Annotated in this window: 12 protein-coding genes and 1 pseudogene; 6 read left to right on the top strand and 7 right to left on the bottom strand. The window is 44.1% G+C overall.

Annotated elements, in window-relative coordinates:
- Nucleotides 1–30 precede the first annotated feature (30 nt).
- The 5 genes from acnD to M0N77_RS05200 form a co-directional block, all read right to left on the bottom strand.
- Nucleotides 31–2,670 (bottom strand): Fe/S-dependent 2-methylisocitrate dehydratase AcnD, encoded by a 2,640-nt coding sequence (gene acnD, locus M0N77_RS05220; RefSeq protein WP_353105576.1) that lies wholly within the window; start codon nt 2,668–2,670, stop codon nt 31–33.
- A gap of 329 nt (nt 2,671–2,999) precedes the next feature.
- The gene (gene prpC / locus M0N77_RS05215; RefSeq protein WP_353104149.1) at nt 3,000–4,127 is read right to left on the bottom strand and encodes a 2-methylcitrate synthase; all 1,128 of its coding nucleotides are present in this window, start codon (nt 4,125–4,127) and stop codon (nt 3,000–3,002) included.
- Between the two features lie 139 nt (nt 4,128–4,266).
- On the bottom strand, nt 4,267–5,154 hold the full coding sequence (gene prpB / locus M0N77_RS05210; protein ID WP_353104148.1) for a methylisocitrate lyase: 888 nt from the start codon (nt 5,152–5,154) through the stop codon (nt 4,267–4,269).
- Nucleotides 5,155–5,619: 465 nt separating this feature from the next.
- Nucleotides 5,620–6,897 carry a divalent metal cation transporter gene (locus tag M0N77_RS05205; RefSeq protein WP_353104146.1) on the bottom strand — a complete coding sequence of 426 codons (1,278 nt, stop codon included), beginning with the start codon at nt 6,895–6,897 and terminating at the stop codon, nt 5,620–5,622.
- A 186-nt stretch (nt 6,898–7,083) separates the two neighbouring features.
- Entirely contained in the window at nt 7,084–8,073 is a 990-nt protein-coding gene (locus M0N77_RS05200; RefSeq protein ID WP_353104144.1) for a LysR family transcriptional regulator, read from the bottom strand.
- Nucleotides 8,074–8,337: 264 nt separating this feature from the next.
- Here M0N77_RS05200 and M0N77_RS05195 point away from each other — a divergent pair, with 264 nt between their 5' ends.
- Entirely contained in the window at nt 8,338–8,919 is a 582-nt protein-coding gene (locus tag M0N77_RS05195) for a hypothetical protein (RefSeq protein WP_353104143.1), read from the top strand.
- Between the two features lie 247 nt (nt 8,920–9,166).
- A complete protein-coding gene (locus M0N77_RS05190; protein ID WP_353104141.1) occupies nt 9,167–9,745 on the top strand; it encodes a hypothetical protein in 579 nt (192 codons plus the stop codon).
- Nucleotides 9,746–10,734: 989 nt separating this feature from the next.
- Here M0N77_RS05190 and M0N77_RS05180 read toward each other — a convergent pair.
- Nucleotides 10,735–11,959: pseudogene (locus M0N77_RS05180) on the bottom strand (IS3 family transposase).
- Nucleotides 11,960–12,135: 176 nt separating this feature from the next.
- Nucleotides 12,136–13,041, bottom strand: a complete 906-nt coding sequence (locus M0N77_RS05175; protein ID WP_353104140.1) for a LysR family transcriptional regulator — start codon at nt 13,039–13,041, stop codon at nt 12,136–12,138.
- Between the two features lie 202 nt (nt 13,042–13,243).
- Here M0N77_RS05175 and M0N77_RS05170 point away from each other — a divergent pair, with 202 nt between their 5' ends.
- The 4 genes from M0N77_RS05170 to lldD all read left to right on the top strand — a co-directional run bounded on the left by M0N77_RS05170 (nt 13,244) and on the right by lldD (nt 17,998).
- Nucleotides 13,244–13,438 carry a hypothetical protein gene (locus tag M0N77_RS05170; RefSeq protein WP_353105647.1) on the top strand — a complete coding sequence of 65 codons (195 nt, stop codon included), beginning with the start codon at nt 13,244–13,246 and terminating at the stop codon, nt 13,436–13,438.
- Nucleotides 13,347–14,987: an L-lactate permease gene (locus M0N77_RS05165; protein ID WP_353105575.1), complete on the top strand. Its 1,641-nt coding sequence runs from the start codon at nt 13,347–13,349 to the stop codon at nt 14,985–14,987. The genes M0N77_RS05170 and M0N77_RS05165 overlap by 92 nt, the downstream gene beginning before the upstream one ends.
- Entirely contained in the window at nt 14,984–16,756 is a 1,773-nt protein-coding gene (gene dld, locus M0N77_RS05160) for a D-lactate dehydrogenase (protein WP_353104138.1), read from the top strand. The genes M0N77_RS05165 and dld overlap by 4 nt, the downstream gene beginning before the upstream one ends.
- A 99-nt stretch (nt 16,757–16,855) precedes the next feature.
- Nucleotides 16,856–17,998, top strand: a complete 1,143-nt coding sequence (lldD, locus tag M0N77_RS05155; protein ID WP_353104136.1) for an FMN-dependent L-lactate dehydrogenase LldD — start codon at nt 16,856–16,858, stop codon at nt 17,996–17,998.
- The last annotated feature ends 19 nt before the right edge of the window (nt 17,999–18,017 follow it).

The following is an 18,017-nucleotide window of genomic DNA, read 5'->3' as shown; positions in this document are numbered from 1 at the left end:
TTTATGACTTACAAGCTAAATATTAAAAGCTTAAGCCACTTCACCAGCTATGAACTCTTTGGCAAAACGCTGCAACATACCACCAGAGTTATACATCTTCACCTCATCAGCGGTATCTAAGCGGCAGATAACGGCGGCTTTATCGACACTGCCATCAGTACGATGAATGACTAACGTCATCTCGCCGCCCGCTGATACCTCACCTTCAAGATCAAATATTTCTGTACCATCGATATTTAGCGTGTTGCGATTAATGCCTTCTTTAAACTGTACAGGCAAAGCGCCCATACCCACTAAGTTTTGGCGGTGGATGCGCTCAAAGTCTTCAGCGACGACCACTTCCACGCCAGCTAGACGTACGCCTTTAGCTGCCCAGTCACGGCTTGAGCCTTGTCCATAGCCGTCTCCAGCGATAATGATAAGCGGCTGCTCACGATTCATGTAAGTCTCAATCGCCTCCCACATCCGCATGACTTGACCTTCAGGCTCCACACGAGCGAGTGAGCCCTGAATGACTTCGCCTTTCTCGTCACGTACCATCTCGTTCAATAACTTTGGATTGGCAAAAGTGGCACGCTGCGCGGTCAAATGATCACCGCGATGGGTAGCATAAGAGTTATAATCTTCCGCAGGCAGACCCATAGTATCGAGATACTCGCCGGCCGCTGAATCACCCATAATGGCGTTCGATGGTGACATATGATCGGTGGTGATATTATCGCCTAATACCGCTAGTGGACGCAAACCTTTTAGACGGTTCATAGCGGCCATTTTGCCTTCCCAGTACGGCGGACGACGGATATAAGTACTCAGCTCACGCCAGTCGTATTGTGGATCGATGACGGATGCTTCGTTACGACCTGCCTGCGCTTTGGCCTCATCGAACATTGGAATATAAACTTCGTTAAATTGCTGAGGTTTAACCGAGGCTTTAACGATAGCATCGACTTCTGCGTCATCGAACCAGATGTCTTTTAGATATACATCATTGCCATCTTGGTCTTTACCAAGTGAGTCTTTTTCGATATCGAAGCGGATATTACCGGCGATAGCGTAAGCGACAACCAGTGGCGGTGAAGCCAAGAACGCTTGCTTGGCATACGGATGAATACGGCCATCAAAGTTACGGTTGCCAGAGAGCACCGCAGTACTAAATAAATCACGATCGATGATTTCTTGCTGGATATCAGGGTCGAGCGCGCCACTCATACCGTTACAAGTGGTACAAGCAAAAGCGACCACATCAAAGCCAAGTTTTTGTAGCTCAGGTAATAATTCTGCTTCCTCTAAATACAGCTTAACGGTTTTTGAGCCGGGTGCTAGGGAAGACTTGACCCAAGGTTTGCGTACCAAGCCTTTTTCCACTGCATTACGAGCCACAATACCAGCAGCCACCATGTTACGTGGGTTTGAGGTATTGGTACAGCTGGTGATAGCAGCAATAATCACCGCACCATCTGGCATTAAACCATCTTTTGGTTCAGGCAATTTATTGCCTTCGCCATGTGCGATACCTTCAGCCACTAAATCAGTCGTTGAGACGCGAGCGTGCGGACGCGATGGCCCGGCGATATTACGCACCACTTTCGATAGATCAAAATGCAGTACGCGATCGTACTCAGCATCACTCATACCATCGGCCCAAAGGCCGGTTTGCTTAGCATAAGCTTCAACGGTTTTTATTTGCTGCTCGCTACGGCCCGTGAGACGCAGATAGTCAATCGTTTGCTCATCGATAGAGAACATCGCAGCAGTTGCACCATACTCTGGCGTCATATTGGAGATAGACGCGCGGTCGCCAACGGTCAGATTACGTGCGCCTTCGCCATAAAATTCTAGATAGGCTGATACCACGCCTTCATCACGTAAGAATTCGGTCATCGCAAGTACCAAATCGGTACCGGTAATGCCTTCTTGCAACTTGCCCGTCAGCTCAACGCCAACGATATTAGGCAGACGCATATAAGAGGGGTTGCCCAGCATCACGCTTTCGGCCTCAAGCCCGCCAACACCGATAGAGATGACGCCAAGCGCATCAACCATAGGTGTATGACTATCGGTTCCGACTAGCGTATCAGGGAAGGCTACTGCATCACCGTCTTGATCAGCAACCACTTGTACCACCGGTGACATTTTTTCTAGGTTGATCTGATGCATGATACCGTTGCCGGGCGGCACGACGTTGACGTTATCAAAGGCATACTGACACCAGTTGATAAAGTGAAAACGGTCTTCGTTACGGCGCTCTTCAATAGCGCGGTTTTTTTCAAAAGCGTTTTCTTCAAAGCCGGCGTGTTCAACCGCTAAAGAGTGATCGACAATGAGCTGTGTCGGTACAATAGGATTGACTTTGGACGGGTCGCCGCCTTCTGCCGCGATGGCATCACGTAGGCCTGCCAAATCAACAAACGCCGTTTGACCTAAGATATCATGACAGACGACGCGCGCCGGATACCAAGGAAAATCGACTTCTTGCTTACGGTAGATATGCTGGGATAAGGCTTCGGTCAAATCCTCTGGTGGACAACGGCGTACAAGATTTTCGCACAGTACCTTTGAGCTAAAAGGCAGCTTGGCATAAGCGCCCGGCTCAATCTCATTAACTGCTTGCTCGACATCGAAATAATACAGATCAGAATTGGGTAATGGCTTTTTATATTGCTCGTTCATGGTTTGCGGATTAACTTGCGTTAAAGGCTGCTTGCTATCGGTGCTCATGGCGGGCTTTCCTTTGTAGGTGAGTCGTAAGAGTTCAAAGAGGGGATAAAGGATAATTTACTTGGCAAAATTTATTAAGGCTAATAGGTTTTGCTAAATAAACAGGATTGTAATAAAGGGATGCAAAAAACATAGCTAGCTAGTAGGATGGGTTAGCGAAGTGTAACCCACCGCTGTGGTCAAGTAATCGATTGGTGGGTTACGTTTTACTAGCGCTTTTCAAAAAAGCTTTATAAAACTAACCCACCCTACAAGCTACGAAAAGCTCTTTTAGAAACGAATTAACGATCTGCAATAGCAGGTACATCTCTTGGCTCTTCACCGATATATTCCGCACTTGGGCGAATGATACGGTTGTTTGCGCGCTGCTCAAACACATGCGCCGCCCAACCCGTTAGACGCGAGCAGACAAAGATCGGGGTGAATAGCTTGGTTGGAATGCCCATGAAGTGATAGGCTGAAGCATGGAAAAAATCAGCATTACAGAATAGCTTCTTCTCGCGCCACATCACCTCTTCACAGCGTACTGATACTGGATAAAGCACGGTATCACCAACATCGTCGGCTAATTTTTCCGCCCATTCTTTGATGATGACGTTACGTGGATCAGATTCGCTATAGATGGCATGACCAAAGCCCATAATTTTGTCTTTACGCTCAAGCATCGCCATCATCTCTTTTTCGGCCTCATCAGGTGAGCTAAAGCCTTCGATCATATCCATCGCCGCCTCATTAGCGCCGCCATGCAAGTGACCGCGCAATGAGCCAATCGCACCGGTGATACAAGAGTGGATATCAGATAAGGTAGAGGCGCACACGCGTGCGGTAAAGGTTGAAGCGTTAAACTCATGCTCAGCATAGAGAATTAAGGATACGTTCATAACCTTAGTGTGTAGCTCGTTTGGCTTCTCACCTTTTAAGAGGTGCAAGAAGTGACCGCCGATAGTGTCATCATCGGTTTCGGTTTCGATGCGCACGTTATCGTGGCTGAATCGATACCAGTAATTGATAATTGATGGGAATACCGCGAGCATACGATCAGTTTTATCGTTTTCTTGCTCAAAGTCGGTTTCAGTCTCTAAGTTACCAAGCATAGAGCAGCCGGTACGCAGGACATCCATAGGGTGCGAATCTGCTGGGATACGCTCTAAGACATCTTTTAGCGGCTGCGGTAGGCCGCGCATAGTTTTGAGTTTGGCTTGATAAGCATCGAGCTCGCTTTGAGTCGGCAGATTGCCATAAAGGAGTAAGTAAGCCACTTCTTCAAAGACACAATGCTCAGCTAAGTCTTTGACATCATAACCGCGATAGGTCAGACCTGAGCCTGATTTACCAACGGTTGAGAGTGAGGTTTTGCCTGCGACTTGACCACGTAGTCCTGCGCCTGTTAATTGCTTGCCTGCTGCCATGATTAAATTCCTTTTGGTTTGTTGGTAGCTTGTGGTTAATAGCTTAGTTGCATAAGTCAGGTATTTAGGTATTAAAGGTAATACAATACATTTATACCTGACTCGTTTTTACTTAACGAGATTTTATCTAATTTAGTGCTTACTTATTATCAGCAAACAACTTATCTAGCGTTTGCTCAAACTCATGATAGTTTAAGAAGTCGTATAGCTCCATACGCGTTTGCATAGTATCAACGACGTTTTCTTGCGTGCCATCATCTAAAATATGCTGATAGACATTAAGAGCCGCTTTATTCATCGCCCGAAATGCAGATAGTGGATAGAGCACCATATCGACGCCAACGCTATGTAGCTGCTCGGTGGTATACAGATCAGTCTGACCAAACTCAGTCATGTTTGCTAGCACAGGAATATCTAATACGTCGGTAAACTTACGATACATCTCGATATCGGTTAAGGCTTCAGCAAAGATCATATCCGCGCCTGCCTCTTGAAAAGCAACGGCACGCTCAACGGCAGCATCAAGCCCTTCAACCGACAACGCATCCGTGCGCGCCATTACCACAAAATCAGCATCGGTTTTGGCGTCCATCGCCGCCTTTAAGCGATCAACCATCTCTGAGATGCTAACAATCTCTTTATTTGGGCGGTGACCACAGCGTTTTTGTGCTACTTGATCTTCGATATGGACTGCCGCAACGCCAGCTTTTTCCATTTTTTTGATGGTTTGCGAGATGTTGAACGCGCCGCCAAAACCAGTATCGATATCGACAAGCAGTGGCGTTTCAACAGCATCAGTAATACGGCGCGCGTCTTCTAGCACGTTATCAAGGCTCGTCATGCCTAAATCAGGCAAACCAAAAGAGGCATTGGCCACGCCAGCACCGGATAGATATAGAGCCTGATGACCCACTTGGGTTGCCATCATCGCCGTATAAGCGTTTATAGTACCGACGATTTGTAAAGGAAGGTTTTTAGCGTTCTGTTGTTGCATTGCACTGCGAAAGCGCGCGCCAGCTGATGTCATGTGAGAGTCCTTGCATAAAAGAGAGGTTTTACCGCTAGAGCAAGCTAAACGGTTAACTATTGAATTTATAATATGGACTAAGAGTACACTTAATCACTAAACTTTCAAAGCGACCTTAAAGCCATATAGATAATAATTTCTAATAAGTATGTATATTTTAATTAATACTATTTGCATAATGAATAATATTATCCATAAATTCATTGATTTAATCTTTCTATTATTCAAATCGGTTCATTTGCCTCAAATAATAGCCAAGCATTATTTACATTTAGTTACAATATATTTTGAATCATAGAATGAGTTAGTTGTTGTTGTGCCACAGGTAGCGGCTATTGATAATAATTTTTATATAAGAAAAAACCTCCATAGCTTAGCTATAGAGGTCTGCATCATTATCAAAAGAAAGGTTATAAAATCAAAAGAAAGACTATAAAAATAGCAGTGGTAACTTTAACCAAGCGCTTAACCTACGATACCAGCAAGATTGGCTAAAAATAATAAAGCAAAGCCGCCCAAAAATAATAGGCCAGCGATAGATAGAGCATTCATGCCAGCGGAGAGTTTTTGATGCTTGCTCACTAAAGAGTAATTTAACCAACCAAAGATGGGGGCGGAGACAAAAGCGGATATCATAGCGAATTTGAGCATAGCGCCGAGCTGTCCGGTAAAAAAGGTAATAATCACTAAGCCGCCACCGATAGCGTAAGTGGTCCAAAAGGCCACTTGTTTTTTGCTAATCTCAGCTTGGCCTTTGAGCAGTCGCCAGCATTCGGCATTGGCACGGCCATAACCATCAGCACAGGTAATCGTCGTGCCAAACATACACATAAAGGCGACGAAAGCGACCAATAGCCGCGACCAATCGCCGATAGTAGCGGTGTACATATTGATCAGCTGATTGATATAAGCGCCGCCAACCAGCTCAATCTCTTGGCCTGAGCCGTACTGTACAAAAACGCCAAGCGATAAGAAAAACAGCGCCAAAATAGCCGATACTGAATAACCCACATTAAAGTCTAATAAGCCTTGGCGATGAGTGGTGTTATCGGTTTTGCGCTTAGCTGATGTCCACATCGAGGTAATCGCAGCAAACTCAAGCGGCGCAGGCATCCAGCCCATTAGCGCAACGATGAACCCTAAAGTCGCAAGATTCCATGGGGAGGCGGCGACAAAATCAGCGGTCATCACCGTAGGTTTACCAGCCGCGATAAGCACTGCTGCCACAGTCGCTGCCGTCAGCGCAATCATAATCCACTTAGTGACGCCATCGAGCAATTTGTAATGACCCGCTACTAAGAAAAACCAAGAGACGGCGACAATAATCAACGACAAACTAATGGTTGAGAGGCCAATGGAGGCGGGGAGCATAAAGCCCAATATTACCGCAGCAATCAAAGAGACCGCGCCCGTACTAATCACTGCCGATAGGATAGAGAGAATGAAGTATACCCAAAGGTAGGCTTTTGAGCGCTTAGCGTAACCGGCAATCAAGCTCTCGCCAGTATCGTAAACATAGTCGGTGCCAAAGCGAAAAAACGGATACTTAAAGACGTTCGCAAGAATAATCATAATCGCTAGCTGCCAGCCATATATCGCGCCAGCTTGGGTTGATGAGATCAGATGCGAGCCGCCGATAGCTGCTGTCGCCATTAAGATACCGGGGCCAAAAATTCGCCAGCTAAAGCCTGGTTGCTGAGCGACACTCTCGTCAGCAGGAGTAGGGATGGATTGTGTGGTCATGCGTACCTCAGTTTGTATCAAGCGATAAGCTATCACTCATAAGTAATAGCCGATCAACGAGTCGAAAAATATAGGGATTGAAATATAAGAGCGTTAGAAGGTATCGCTGTAGATTGCTAGAATGCAGCGTTTTTTGGTGACTTTAGCATACCCCATAGCGATTGGAATAATAACTATTAGCTTACCTCAAACAAACTGTTGACGCCGGTAAGTGATACCGCGCTTCTCATAAATCTCATAAATAGCGCTTAATAAGTCAGGAACTTTGGGATGGATAAAGTCTTTTAGAGTATGTAGATAGATAGGAGAGGTGACGTTTTCGTGTATCAAGCGCTGATAGCTGATTTGCTTGGTACGCATAACCTGTAAGCTGGCAGGGACTAAAGTGATACCTTCACCGGCAGCCACAAGCCCAAGTGCTACTTGTAAGTCGCTCACTTTACTAGTTCTAAGCGGGGTAACACCATGTTGGGCAAATAAATAGAGCAAAGGTTCAGTCACTGAGTCGGCTATAGGCTCAACTCTCTGCTTTGTCTTTTTACTATTAGTGCTACTGATACTACTAGCAGTAATAGAGGCGGGCAGGTGGGTTTGATGATACAGAATCAGTCGACTACTAGCCAAATCAATCAAGCGCTGCTCTTTGACATTAGCCAAAGGATGCGCTTTGGGTAATGCCACTAGATAACGTTCGTGACGCAGTAATATTTGCTGTATCCAAGGGTCTTGATGGGCAAAGCGACCAAAGCCTACATCAATCTCGCCAGACTTTAGCGCCTCTATCTGCTGATAGGAGCTAATATCTTTTAGATTGACCTCTATATCAGGGTTTTGCCGTTTAAAAATAGCAATGACTTCAGGCAATAAACCATACAGTACTGATGGTACAAAGCCAATATTTAAGGCTTTGCTAGGTGCTGATAACCGCTGAGTCATATGGGTAATAGCATCAAGCTCTATTAATAAAGCGCTAATTTTGTCATAAAAAAACAAACCTGCCGCCGTTAATTGTAGAGGACGATGATAACGATCAACCAATACCACATTCATCTCAGTCTCTAGCTGCTTAAGCAATCGGCTAAGGCTAGGCTGCGAGATGCCCGTCATTTTTGCAGCAGCACTAAAGCTTTGTAGTTGAGCAATAGCAATAAAAGCTTTTAGCTGTTTTAAATCCATCAATACCTCTTTGCTATCTATTCATTTTTTTGACAAAAAGCCTTTCAAATTTACTGATTTTACCGCCTGTCTGTTAAAAGTCGCGCTTGTCTTAACGGTTGTTGCGTAACACTCAAAGACGTTTATTATATCGCCATTATGGTCATCCAGCCTAACATTAACTGATATTAGCAGGTCCAGTACAAATTTACGAAAAGCCAAAAAAATAATAATATCGTAGATAAAAATATAAAACAGCAGCTAGAAAACGAGCTAAAACTTAAAGTGAACAATCGTAGTTTGAGCGTTTACGAAAAATATGTACAAAAAATTAACTCTAATCTGCTAAACAATGAAGGCAGCTTTTCACCGACAACTAGCCAATATCCAATAGATTCTGAAGATAAGTCAAATGAGATGAGCGATACTCTCAACGTCGATACTCTTAGCTTAGAAAAAAAGCCCTCAAACCGCATCAAATTAGCCAGTATTTTTATCCTTTTATTGGTAGTATTTATAGGTTTGATGGTACTCAAAACCAATAGTACCCATACTCAGGCTAAGCCCTTTACTACTACTGATAAGCTGGCCTTTACAAACGAGGCGTCAAATAATTTTGTTGCTAATGCTGATAACCGTGCTAAGCAGTCATCAACTGCTATTACTAGCAGCAAAACACTAGATTCTGAATCTACAACGGCAGCTTTAGCGGTAACAGAAATAGTTACAGAAAAAACTTCTATAAACTTGAAGGTAGAGAATAATCGTGTTTTCGAGCCTCAGCGCCTAAAAGCTAATGCTAAGATCAGCTACAACGATTTTACTACAGAAGCAAAAAACACCTTATATCGCGATGACACTTATTAACTATAAGAGTAACCATGTTTTAAACCTAACCATCATCATAAACGTCATAAACTATTAGCTGAGAGTTGGTAGCACCTTAACTGAATACTTCTAATCTTTAATCCTCGTAAAAGGTAGAGCCAAGCCATCTAGATGATTTTAGCTATATAATTATTAGCGCTATGCTGTTGTTTGCCGTATTATTCACTTTATAGTGGTATGGCAACATAATAGTAATCGACTAATATTAGCAATGGCTTGGCTTATTATGCGTGACTCAGATAACAGTAGTAACGATGTTGGCAATACGGTCGCTAGCCCTAAAGCTCATCAAAATGAGTCAAAAATATATCACAATAAAACTAGCGCGGTACTAGCTAGCCAGGGTAGAGGCCTACAGATTCTTATTGCAAGTATTATTCTAGTTTTACTGTTGTTAGTGGCTATAATATTTGCGTTAAAAGCTACTGATAATCTAGCGACTAAAGATTTATCATCTGCTGATAATAAGTCTTTGGTAGATCCTGCAACTGATAAACAAAGCCTTTCAGCAAAAGAACCTATAGATTCTCACCTGAGCGATAATCAACAGTCAACCAGCGTAGAAGATGACTTCGATAGTAGCGCCAGTAGCATAAATGACAATGCTGCATTGAACGTTCCTGTAGCAAACCGCAAACAGCAAATTGATTCCGCAACTGAGCAGCCCGTAGTGAAGCCAACCTCTGAGCCAGAACCAATAGCTACAGAACAATCTACGTCGCAAAGTGATAAGCAAGCGGCGGTGAGTTATGAGGATTTTGCTAAAGAAGCGCAAATCACTATATATCGCGATAGCGATTATTAGTAGTTTGGAGCCGACATGTTGCTATAACTAAAGCCACATATCTACAGTAGTAAAATGAACAAGCATAATACGTAGCACCGTACTAAATAGAGTCTATTTAACTTATGGCTACCTAAAGTTGGGTTCGCGAGTTAAAATAGATAATTATCTAGTAAAAACAATGACCTATAGTCAATATAAAAATAAATGGTTCATGAACCTTAATATTCAACTTAGACTGAGTACGATAATCCTCATTTATTAATGTATGCAATTACTGTAAAGCTGACAATGCAGCAATGGCTAGAAAAGGCGGAGATGGTATCTGGTATCAGTAACTATTTCTGGATATTCAGGTAAAGAAGGCAAGGGAAATAAACCAGTTACGTATGATTGATAAGCCAAGTCAAACGCTTATTGTAGAGGGAAGATAACAATAGAAAATGAGCTCGCAGAAAAAGAGGTTGAACTGTTGAATCTAACTATCTATCTAGCAAATGGGAGATGTCTTTTAATACTGTTAGACTATGATAATTAAGGGAATTTAGATGTTAGAACAGCGTATAATCCAGACGCCTCCAAAGAGGATTGGGAGTATGTTAATGGAGAACTTCATAATTCCACAACGGTTATTAGCTATTTATAAGTAGTGAAACAATGCTTTTTAGAGTTCAATGCTACGGGCAACGTGTCTAAGAATATTTTAGATTGACTTAATCATTTAAGGTTATTGAACCGCCCCGAGTATATCAGTTAGTAATTATACTAGTGATGATTACAATGGTTATTTGAACAGGTAACGAGCCCATCTCAGATTCTGTGTAACTGCCATTTAGATTAAATGCCTGCTTATACGATCATCAAACATAATCATAAAGCGATTCAAAGCAGACGTCCAGTTACGAATGGGCATCGACCACTTTTTGGATACCTGCTGGGTGGCTAAGTACACCACTTTAAATGCTGACCCCTGCCGTCAATCCCGTAGACATAAACTTGGGAGATTTTAATTACGCAGCCTGACGATAATAATCAAACCACACCTGTCTTGGCGATTTATAGGCCAAACCCTTTTGAATCCTCGTTTGGTTGTAGTACAGCTCAATATAGCCAATGATATCGCTGATGGCTGCAAATCTTGTTTTATAGTCCTGGTGATATACTAGCTCATTCTTCAATATGCCCCAGAAGCTTTCTATGGGCGCGTTATCAAAGCAATTACCTTTAGCGCTCATTGAGCCTATAAACTGGTACTGTTTAATGATCTTATGATACGCATGGCTACAGTATTGACTACCTCTGTCTGAGTGTACAACTAGTCCTTTATTAGGTCGTTTGTGTTTGATGGCCATATTCAGTGCACGGCATACTAGATCAGCGGTCATGCGTTTGTTGATAGCGTAACCGACAAGCTCTTTAGTGTATAAGTCTTTAACGCCTGCTAAATACAGCCAGCCCTCATTTGTCCAGATGTAAGTAATATCACTAACCCAAGATTCATTGGGACGATTGGTATCAAACTTCTGATCGAGCACGTTGTCATAGACAAGTTTGTTGTGATCAGAGTCGGTTGTCACTTTAAAACGCTTGTGACGACGGCATTTGATGCTATGTTCTTCTTTGATGCTTCTGACCATGTATAGACTAATATTATGCCCTTGCTCGGTGAGCGTGGCATGCAGTCGATCAACACCATAGCGCTCACGAGCTTCACTATGAGCGGCTTTAACTAGTAGCTCGCACTGATTGCGGTGTATCTGCTGACAGCTGATTTCACGACTCAGCCAGTCGTAGTAGCTTGATGGTTTAACGCTGAGTACGCGGCACATTCTACTGATGCTAAAGACTTGCTGGTTGTCTTTGATAAAGGCGTACTTTACTAACTGTTTTTCGCAAAGTACGCCGTCGCCAACTCGAGCATAGCTCTCACCTTGCGTCGGGGCGAAGCAGTGCTTCGCTTTATCCCTCCTCATTTAGTATTTCGCGCTCCTCTTCGGCAACTTTAAGCTGCCGCTTGAGCTGCTTTATTTCCTGAATAGCTGCCATAAGCTCAGGATCATATTGTTCTGTGCCGATAAGTTTGCCTTGATTGGCTTTACTGTGCCAGTTTGATAAGGTCTGCATGGCGATGCCAAGCTGCTTTGCGGTCGCTGAAATATTGCCATTGTTGTCTGCTATCTTCTTAACAGCTTCGGCTTTAAATTCGTCACTGTAGGTTCTTACTTTCTTGGTCATGATAAACTCCGGTTAATACGCTTAGTTTACCAAGTTTATCTCTACGGTTTCTTCAGCATAGCTCAGTATCGCTATCTGGAATGTCACAGAAAAATATTAAATCAGCCACCCAAACAGGTGGCTTTTTTATATCTGATAAAACAGTTGGGTGTGAGGCCGCTTATAAAACTAGTGCTTTAGCAGTAGTAGGCTTCTTTGTCTTTTAGCGCGTCTTGCAAATAAGCAACCAATAATTTGAGCTTTTGATCGGGCTGTTTTGATTTGGGATACACCGCGTACATGCCCATGCGCTTACGGGTAAAGGGCTGCAAAATCTGCGTGAGGCGCTGCTCTTGTAACGCGTTATAGACCAAGGCTTGCGGCAAAAAGGCAATGCCCAAATCACTAAGCGCGGCGTGCTTGATGGCGCTTAAATGATTGCTATAAAAGCGCCCATATACAGGCAACAGCAGCTCCGCGCCGTCTTCAAATAACGGCCACAAGTCGCTGCTGGTATTGTCAAATTTATAAATCAGGCATTCGTGGTTTTGCAGTTGTTTTGGTGCCTTTGGCGTGCCGTACTGATTGAGGTAGTTTTGCGTGGCGCAAATCACCCATTGACTGTCTATCAGGCGTTTGACAATCAAGGAGGAGTCTTCAAGCTCCGCCGTTCGGATGGCCAAATCAAAGCCATCTTCGACCAAATCAATCAAACGGTTGGTGATGTATAGCTCTACGGTTATCTCAGGATATTTTTTACAAAATTCAGCGATAGCCGTGCTGAGTAGTAAGTCAGAAGAGACCACAGGGGCGGTGACGCGGATATAGCCTTTCATGTTTTCGCCATAGCCGATGACAGCATTTTCCGCTTCTTGAAAGGCAAGCTGAGCCAATTTGGCTTTTTGATACAGCGTTCGGCCGGCATCGGTCAAGCTGAGTTTTCGGGTGGTTCGGTAGAGCAATTGTGCATTTAAGTTGGCTTCTAGGCGCGCGATACGTTTGCTCACTACAGAATTGGTCAGCGCCAGTTTGTCAGCAACTTTGGAAAAAGAGCCTTCATCGACCACCAAAACAAACAAAACCATGTCATCAGCTTTGATCATACCGATTCTCTAATTAGGGTAATATATTTCGTATTATAGCAAAAAAGGAAAATAACCTTGTCTGATCATGCTGTTTATCTTTGCACTTGTAAAGCGTAAAGTTAGAGTGTGTGAATTCTACCCTAAGCACAATGAGGCTGTTAATCTGAGCGATTGAGTGGCTGTATGTAAGGACTGTGTTTAAGGGCGGCGTTTAAGAGTGGTGTTCAAGGATGCACAGACGATAACAGGGAGAGGGAATTTTGAATCAGACTGTCTATGGGCTACTTGCCCTATTGCCAATCATACTCAGTGGCGTATTTCTTATTGGTCTACAATGGTCGGCCAAAAAAACCATGCCGATCATTTTGGCGGTGACTGCCGCGCTCGCACTTTTTATTTGGGACATGACGTTTAACCGCGTGTCGTCCTCTATTCTTCAAGGGACCGTGATTACGATATCGGTATTGTGGATCGTATTTGGTGCCCTGTTCTTATTAAATACTCTAAAACACACGGGCGCTATTGCAGTGATTCGTGCAGGTTTTATCAACGTATCGCCTGACCGCCGAGTGCAAGCCATCATCATTGCATGGTGTTTTGGGACGTTTCTTGAAGGTGCGGCAGGCTTTGGCACACCGGCTGCAATTGCGGCACCGCTGCTGGTCGCGATAGGGTTCCCTGCATTGGGTGCGGTGCTTATGGGGATGATGATCCAAAGCACGCCCGTATCGTTCGGGGCGGTCGGTACGCCGATTGTCATTGGGGTGAATAAGGGTCTAGATACCGTGGCCATCAGTGCGCTGCTGGCGCAAGAAGGCATGCAATGGGAAGAATTTTTACAACTGATTACCACCCAAGTGGCGATCATTCACGGTGTGATTGGGACGTTTATGCCGCTGCTGATGGTGATGATGCTCACCCGCTTTTTTGGTAAAAATAAAAGCTGGAAAGAAGGCTTAGCCATTTGGCCCTTTGCCATCTTTGCAGGGTTAGCCTTCACTGTACCTTACGCTTTAACGGGTATTTTCTTGGGTCCTGAATTTCCATCGTTGGTTGGTGGACTGGTCAGTGTGGCGATTGTCATTCAGGCGGCTAAAAAAGGATTTTTGGTACCAAAGACCACGTGGGACTTTGAAGCCAAAAGCAGCTGGCCAAGCGATTGGATGGGTAAACTGGTGGTCAGCAAAGAAGATGTGGCCACCCCAGCAGGCAAGACCATGTCTACGCTGATGGCATGGTTTCCTTACTTGCTAGTGGCGCTGCTACTGGTGTGTTCGAGAATGTTTGCTGGCTTTAAGGACTTGCTCAGCAGCGCCACGCTAGATTTTAATACGATTTTGGGCGAGGCCGATATCAGTGCAGGTTTTAGTCCTTTATACTTGCCCGGCGGCCTGTTGTTAATCAGCGCCTTAATCGCAGCTTTTGTACAAACTAAAAATCCAACGCGTGCGCTGGGTGATGCTTTGAGCGAATCAAGCAAAACCGTCTTAAGCGCTGGGTTTGTGCTTATTTTTACCATCCCTATGGTTCGGATTTTTATCAACTCTGGGGTCAATCTATCCGATGTCGCGAGTATGCCAGTTGCCAGTGCTGAGTTGTTTACAGGTACTTTTGGCAACGCTTTTCCGTTAATTAGTTCTACCATTGGTGCACTAGGGGCCTTTATCGCGGGTTCTAATACCGTTTCTAACATGATGTTTAGTCAATTTCAGTATGAAGCGGCGGTGAGCCTACGTATTTCACCTTCTTTAATCATAGCGTCTCAAGCTGTTGGTGCCGCAGCGGGTAATATGATTGCCATACATAACGTGGTGGCTGCCTCTGCAACGGTGGGTTTACTTGGTATGGAGGGCGCGACGCTTCGGCGTACTATTTTACCTACTCTATATTATGTGTTGTTCTGTGGCATCATCGTCATGGCCGCCATTTATATTTTTAGTTACCAAGGTCCTCTAATATCATGAATGACACACCGTCACGAGATAAGGAGGATCGTATCTCTTCAGCAAACATTCCTTCTCAGGGGATACTCAGTCCTGATCAAGTCCTGGATAAGCTCACAGACGTACTGGGCACTCGCAATGTCCAGGCTGATCCAGAGAAAAACGAATACTATAGAATGGGATGGCGCTCTGGTGGCGGTAACGCTTTAGCGGTTTTGTTTCCGCAAACCTTGCTGGAAATTTGGCGTTGCCTAGAAGTGTGCGTTGAGGGTAACTGCATTATTATCATGCAAGCGGCAAAAACAGGCCTAACCGAGGGCTCAACGCCAAGCGGTAATGACTACGATAGACCTGTGGTGGTTATTAATACGCTGGCAATAGACCAATTGTATTTGATAAATGATAATGAGCAAGTAATCAGTTTGGCTGGGGCGACTCTACACCAACTACAAAGTCAGCTGAAAGCGGTGAATAGAGCGCCGCATTCGGTGATTGGTTCCTCGACTTTAGGGGCGTCTATTATTGGTGGGATTTCGAATAACTCGGGAGGGTCCTTGGTAAAAAGAGGCCCTGCTTACACTGAGTTGGCTTTGTTTGCGCAGATTAACACACAAGGTCAGTTGGTGTTGGTCAATCACTTAGATATAGGGCTAGGGGATACCCCGGAAGAAATACTGACGAGATTGCAAAATGGTGATTTTGATAAGAGGAAGCTACCTGACAGTGGCAAGATGGCATCAGACAAAGAATATATCGCCAGAGTAAAAGATATTGATGCAAGTACGCCAAGCCGCTTTAATGCTGATAAGCGCCGACTGTATGAAGCCAGTGGCTGTGCAGGCAAGTTGGCGGTATTTGCAGTACGCCTAGATACTTATCCAACCGCTACAAAAGAGAAAGCTTTCTATATAGGCAGTAATAGTGTCAGTGAGCTTGCCCAGTTAAGAAGGCAGATATTATCAACTTTCAAAAATACCCCCGAAGTTGGCGAATATATGCATCGCGATATATTTGATGTATCCGCTAAATACGGTAAAGACACTTTTTTAAGTATCAAGCATCTCGGCACAGATGCCTTACCAAGGTTATTCTCTATCAAAGGCGCTATTGACGCTAAATTTCATAAGTGGTCGTGGATGCCAAAGCATTTCACCGATAAAGTCATGCAGTTTATAGCTAACTTATTTCCAAAACATTTACCTGAGCGCATGCTAGCGTACCGTGATAAGTACGAGCATCATCTCATAATAAAAATGAGTGATGACGGGATAGTGGAAGCTCAAGAATTTTTGCAGTCGTTTTTTGCGGCATCAAAAACCGGTAGCTATTTTGATTGTAGTAAAGAAGAGTCAGAAAGTGCTTTTTTGAACCGTTTCGCAGCCGCCGGTGCAGCATTAAGATATGAGGTCATCCATGAAAAAGAAGTAGGCGAGATATTAGCGCTCGATATTGCTATACCACGTAATGAATTAGAGTGGCTTGAAACCCTACCTGAAGCAATTACACAGCATTTAGAAATGAAGTTATATTACGGACACTTCTTTTGTTATGTGTTTCATCAAGACTATATTTTGAAAAAGGGTAGTGATGCTCAATATGTGAAAACGATGATGCTAGAGCTGTTGAATCAACGCGGCGCAAAATATCCTGCTGAACATAATGTCGGACACTTATATGAAGCAGAACCTGATTTGCAGAACTTCTATAAAAGTTTAGACCCAACCAATACCTTTAATCCTGGCATTGGTAAAACATCAAAAAATAAACGTCACTGCTCATGCTGTTTGTGATAGCTAGATCACGAAGTAGATCGTTTAGCACTAAGCTATACACAATAATGCATTCAAAAATATTATATAGATATCTAACAGCATAAAAAGGGTAAGCATATGATTATTTCATCTCCAAACGATTACAGGGCTGCTGCCAAGCGCAGACTGCCACCATTTCTATTTCATTATATAGATGGCGGTGCTTATGAGGAATATACCTTAAAGCGTAATGTTGAAGATTTATCAAAAATTGCTCTTAGGCAACGTGTACTAAATGATATGTCACAGCTCAGTCTCGAGACGCAATTATTTAACGAAACCCTATCCATGCCTGTCGCATTGTCACCAGTCGGTCTCACAGGTATGTATGCACGTCGCGGCGAGGTACAAGCCGCTATGGCAGCCGATCAAAAAGGCATTCCGTTTACCATGTCGACGGTTTCGGTTTGTCCGATTGAAGAAGTGGCGCCTAAAATCATCCGTCCAATGTGGTTTCAGCTTTATGTATTAAAAGACCGAGGCTTTATGAAAAATGCCTTGGAGCGTGCGAAAGCGGCGGGGTGTTCGACCTTGGTTTTTACGGTGGATATGCCGGTACCAGGGGCACGCTACCGAGATATGCACTCTGGCATGAGCGGTAAAAATGCCGCTATGCGCCGTTACTTCCAGTCTATGACGCATCTGCAATGGGCATGGGATGTAGGGCTAAATGGCCGTCCGCACGATCTGGGCAATATCTCTACTTATTTAGGTAAGCCAACAGGATTGGAAGACTATATAGGCTGGCTAGGTAATAACTTTGACCCCTCTATTTCTTGGAAAGATTTAGATTGGATTCGCGAGTACTGGGATGGACCTATGGTCATCAAAGGTATTTTGGACTCAGAAGATGCCAAAGATGCGGTGCGTTTTGGAGCCGACGGCATAGTCGTATCCAATCATGGTGGACGACAACTAGACGGTGTTTTATCCAGTGCACGGGCGCTGCCTCCTATTGCCGATGCAGTTAAAGGGGAGATTAAAATTTTAGCCGACTCTGGTATACGTAATGGCTTAGATATTGTGCGTATGTTGGCTTTGGGCGCTGATATTTGCATGCTAGGGCGCGCCTTTATCTATGCTTTAGCAGCGAATGGCGGTGCAGGGGTAAGCAATTTGCTAGAACTGCTAGATAAAGAAATGCGCGTCGCGATGACCTTGACTGGCGCCAAAACGATTGCTGATATTAATTCTGACTGTTTAGTAAAACTGGATAATTAAACTTGAAGCCGTTAGTTTA

This window comes from Psychrobacter sp. AH5, from assembly GCF_040371085.1.
Taxonomy (GTDB): Bacteria; Pseudomonadota; Gammaproteobacteria; order Pseudomonadales; family Moraxellaceae; genus Psychrobacter.
Note: the sequence above shows the minus strand (reverse complement) of the source record. Positions and strands in the feature narration are given on the sequence as shown.

Bases quoted from the DNA above. Each gene is read 5' to 3' on its own strand.
- acnD (WP_353105576.1), bottom strand. From the start codon at position 2,670: ATGAACGAGCAATATAAAAAGCCATTACCCAATTCTGATCTGTATTAT.
- prpC (WP_353104149.1), bottom strand. From the start codon at position 4,127: ATGGCAGCAGGCAAGCAATTAACAGGCGCAGGACTACGTGGTCAAGTC.
- prpB (WP_353104148.1), bottom strand. From the start codon at position 5,154: ATGACATCAGCTGGCGCGCGCTTTCGCAGTGCAATGCAACAACAGAAC.
- M0N77_RS05205 (WP_353104146.1), bottom strand. From the start codon at position 6,897: ATGACCACACAATCCATCCCTACTCCTGCTGACGAGAGTGTCGCTCAG.
- M0N77_RS05200 (WP_353104144.1), bottom strand. From the start codon at position 8,073: ATGGATTTAAAACAGCTAAAAGCTTTTATTGCTATTGCTCAACTACAA.
- M0N77_RS05190 (WP_353104141.1), top strand. From the start codon at position 9,167: ATGCGTGACTCAGATAACAGTAGTAACGATGTTGGCAATACGGTCGCT.
- M0N77_RS05175 (WP_353104140.1), bottom strand. From the start codon at position 13,041: ATGATCAAAGCTGATGACATGGTTTTGTTTGTTTTGGTGGTCGATGAA.
- dld (WP_353104138.1), top strand. From the start codon at position 14,984: ATGAATGACACACCGTCACGAGATAAGGAGGATCGTATCTCTTCAGCA.
- lldD (WP_353104136.1), top strand. From the start codon at position 16,856: ATGATTATTTCATCTCCAAACGATTACAGGGCTGCTGCCAAGCGCAGA.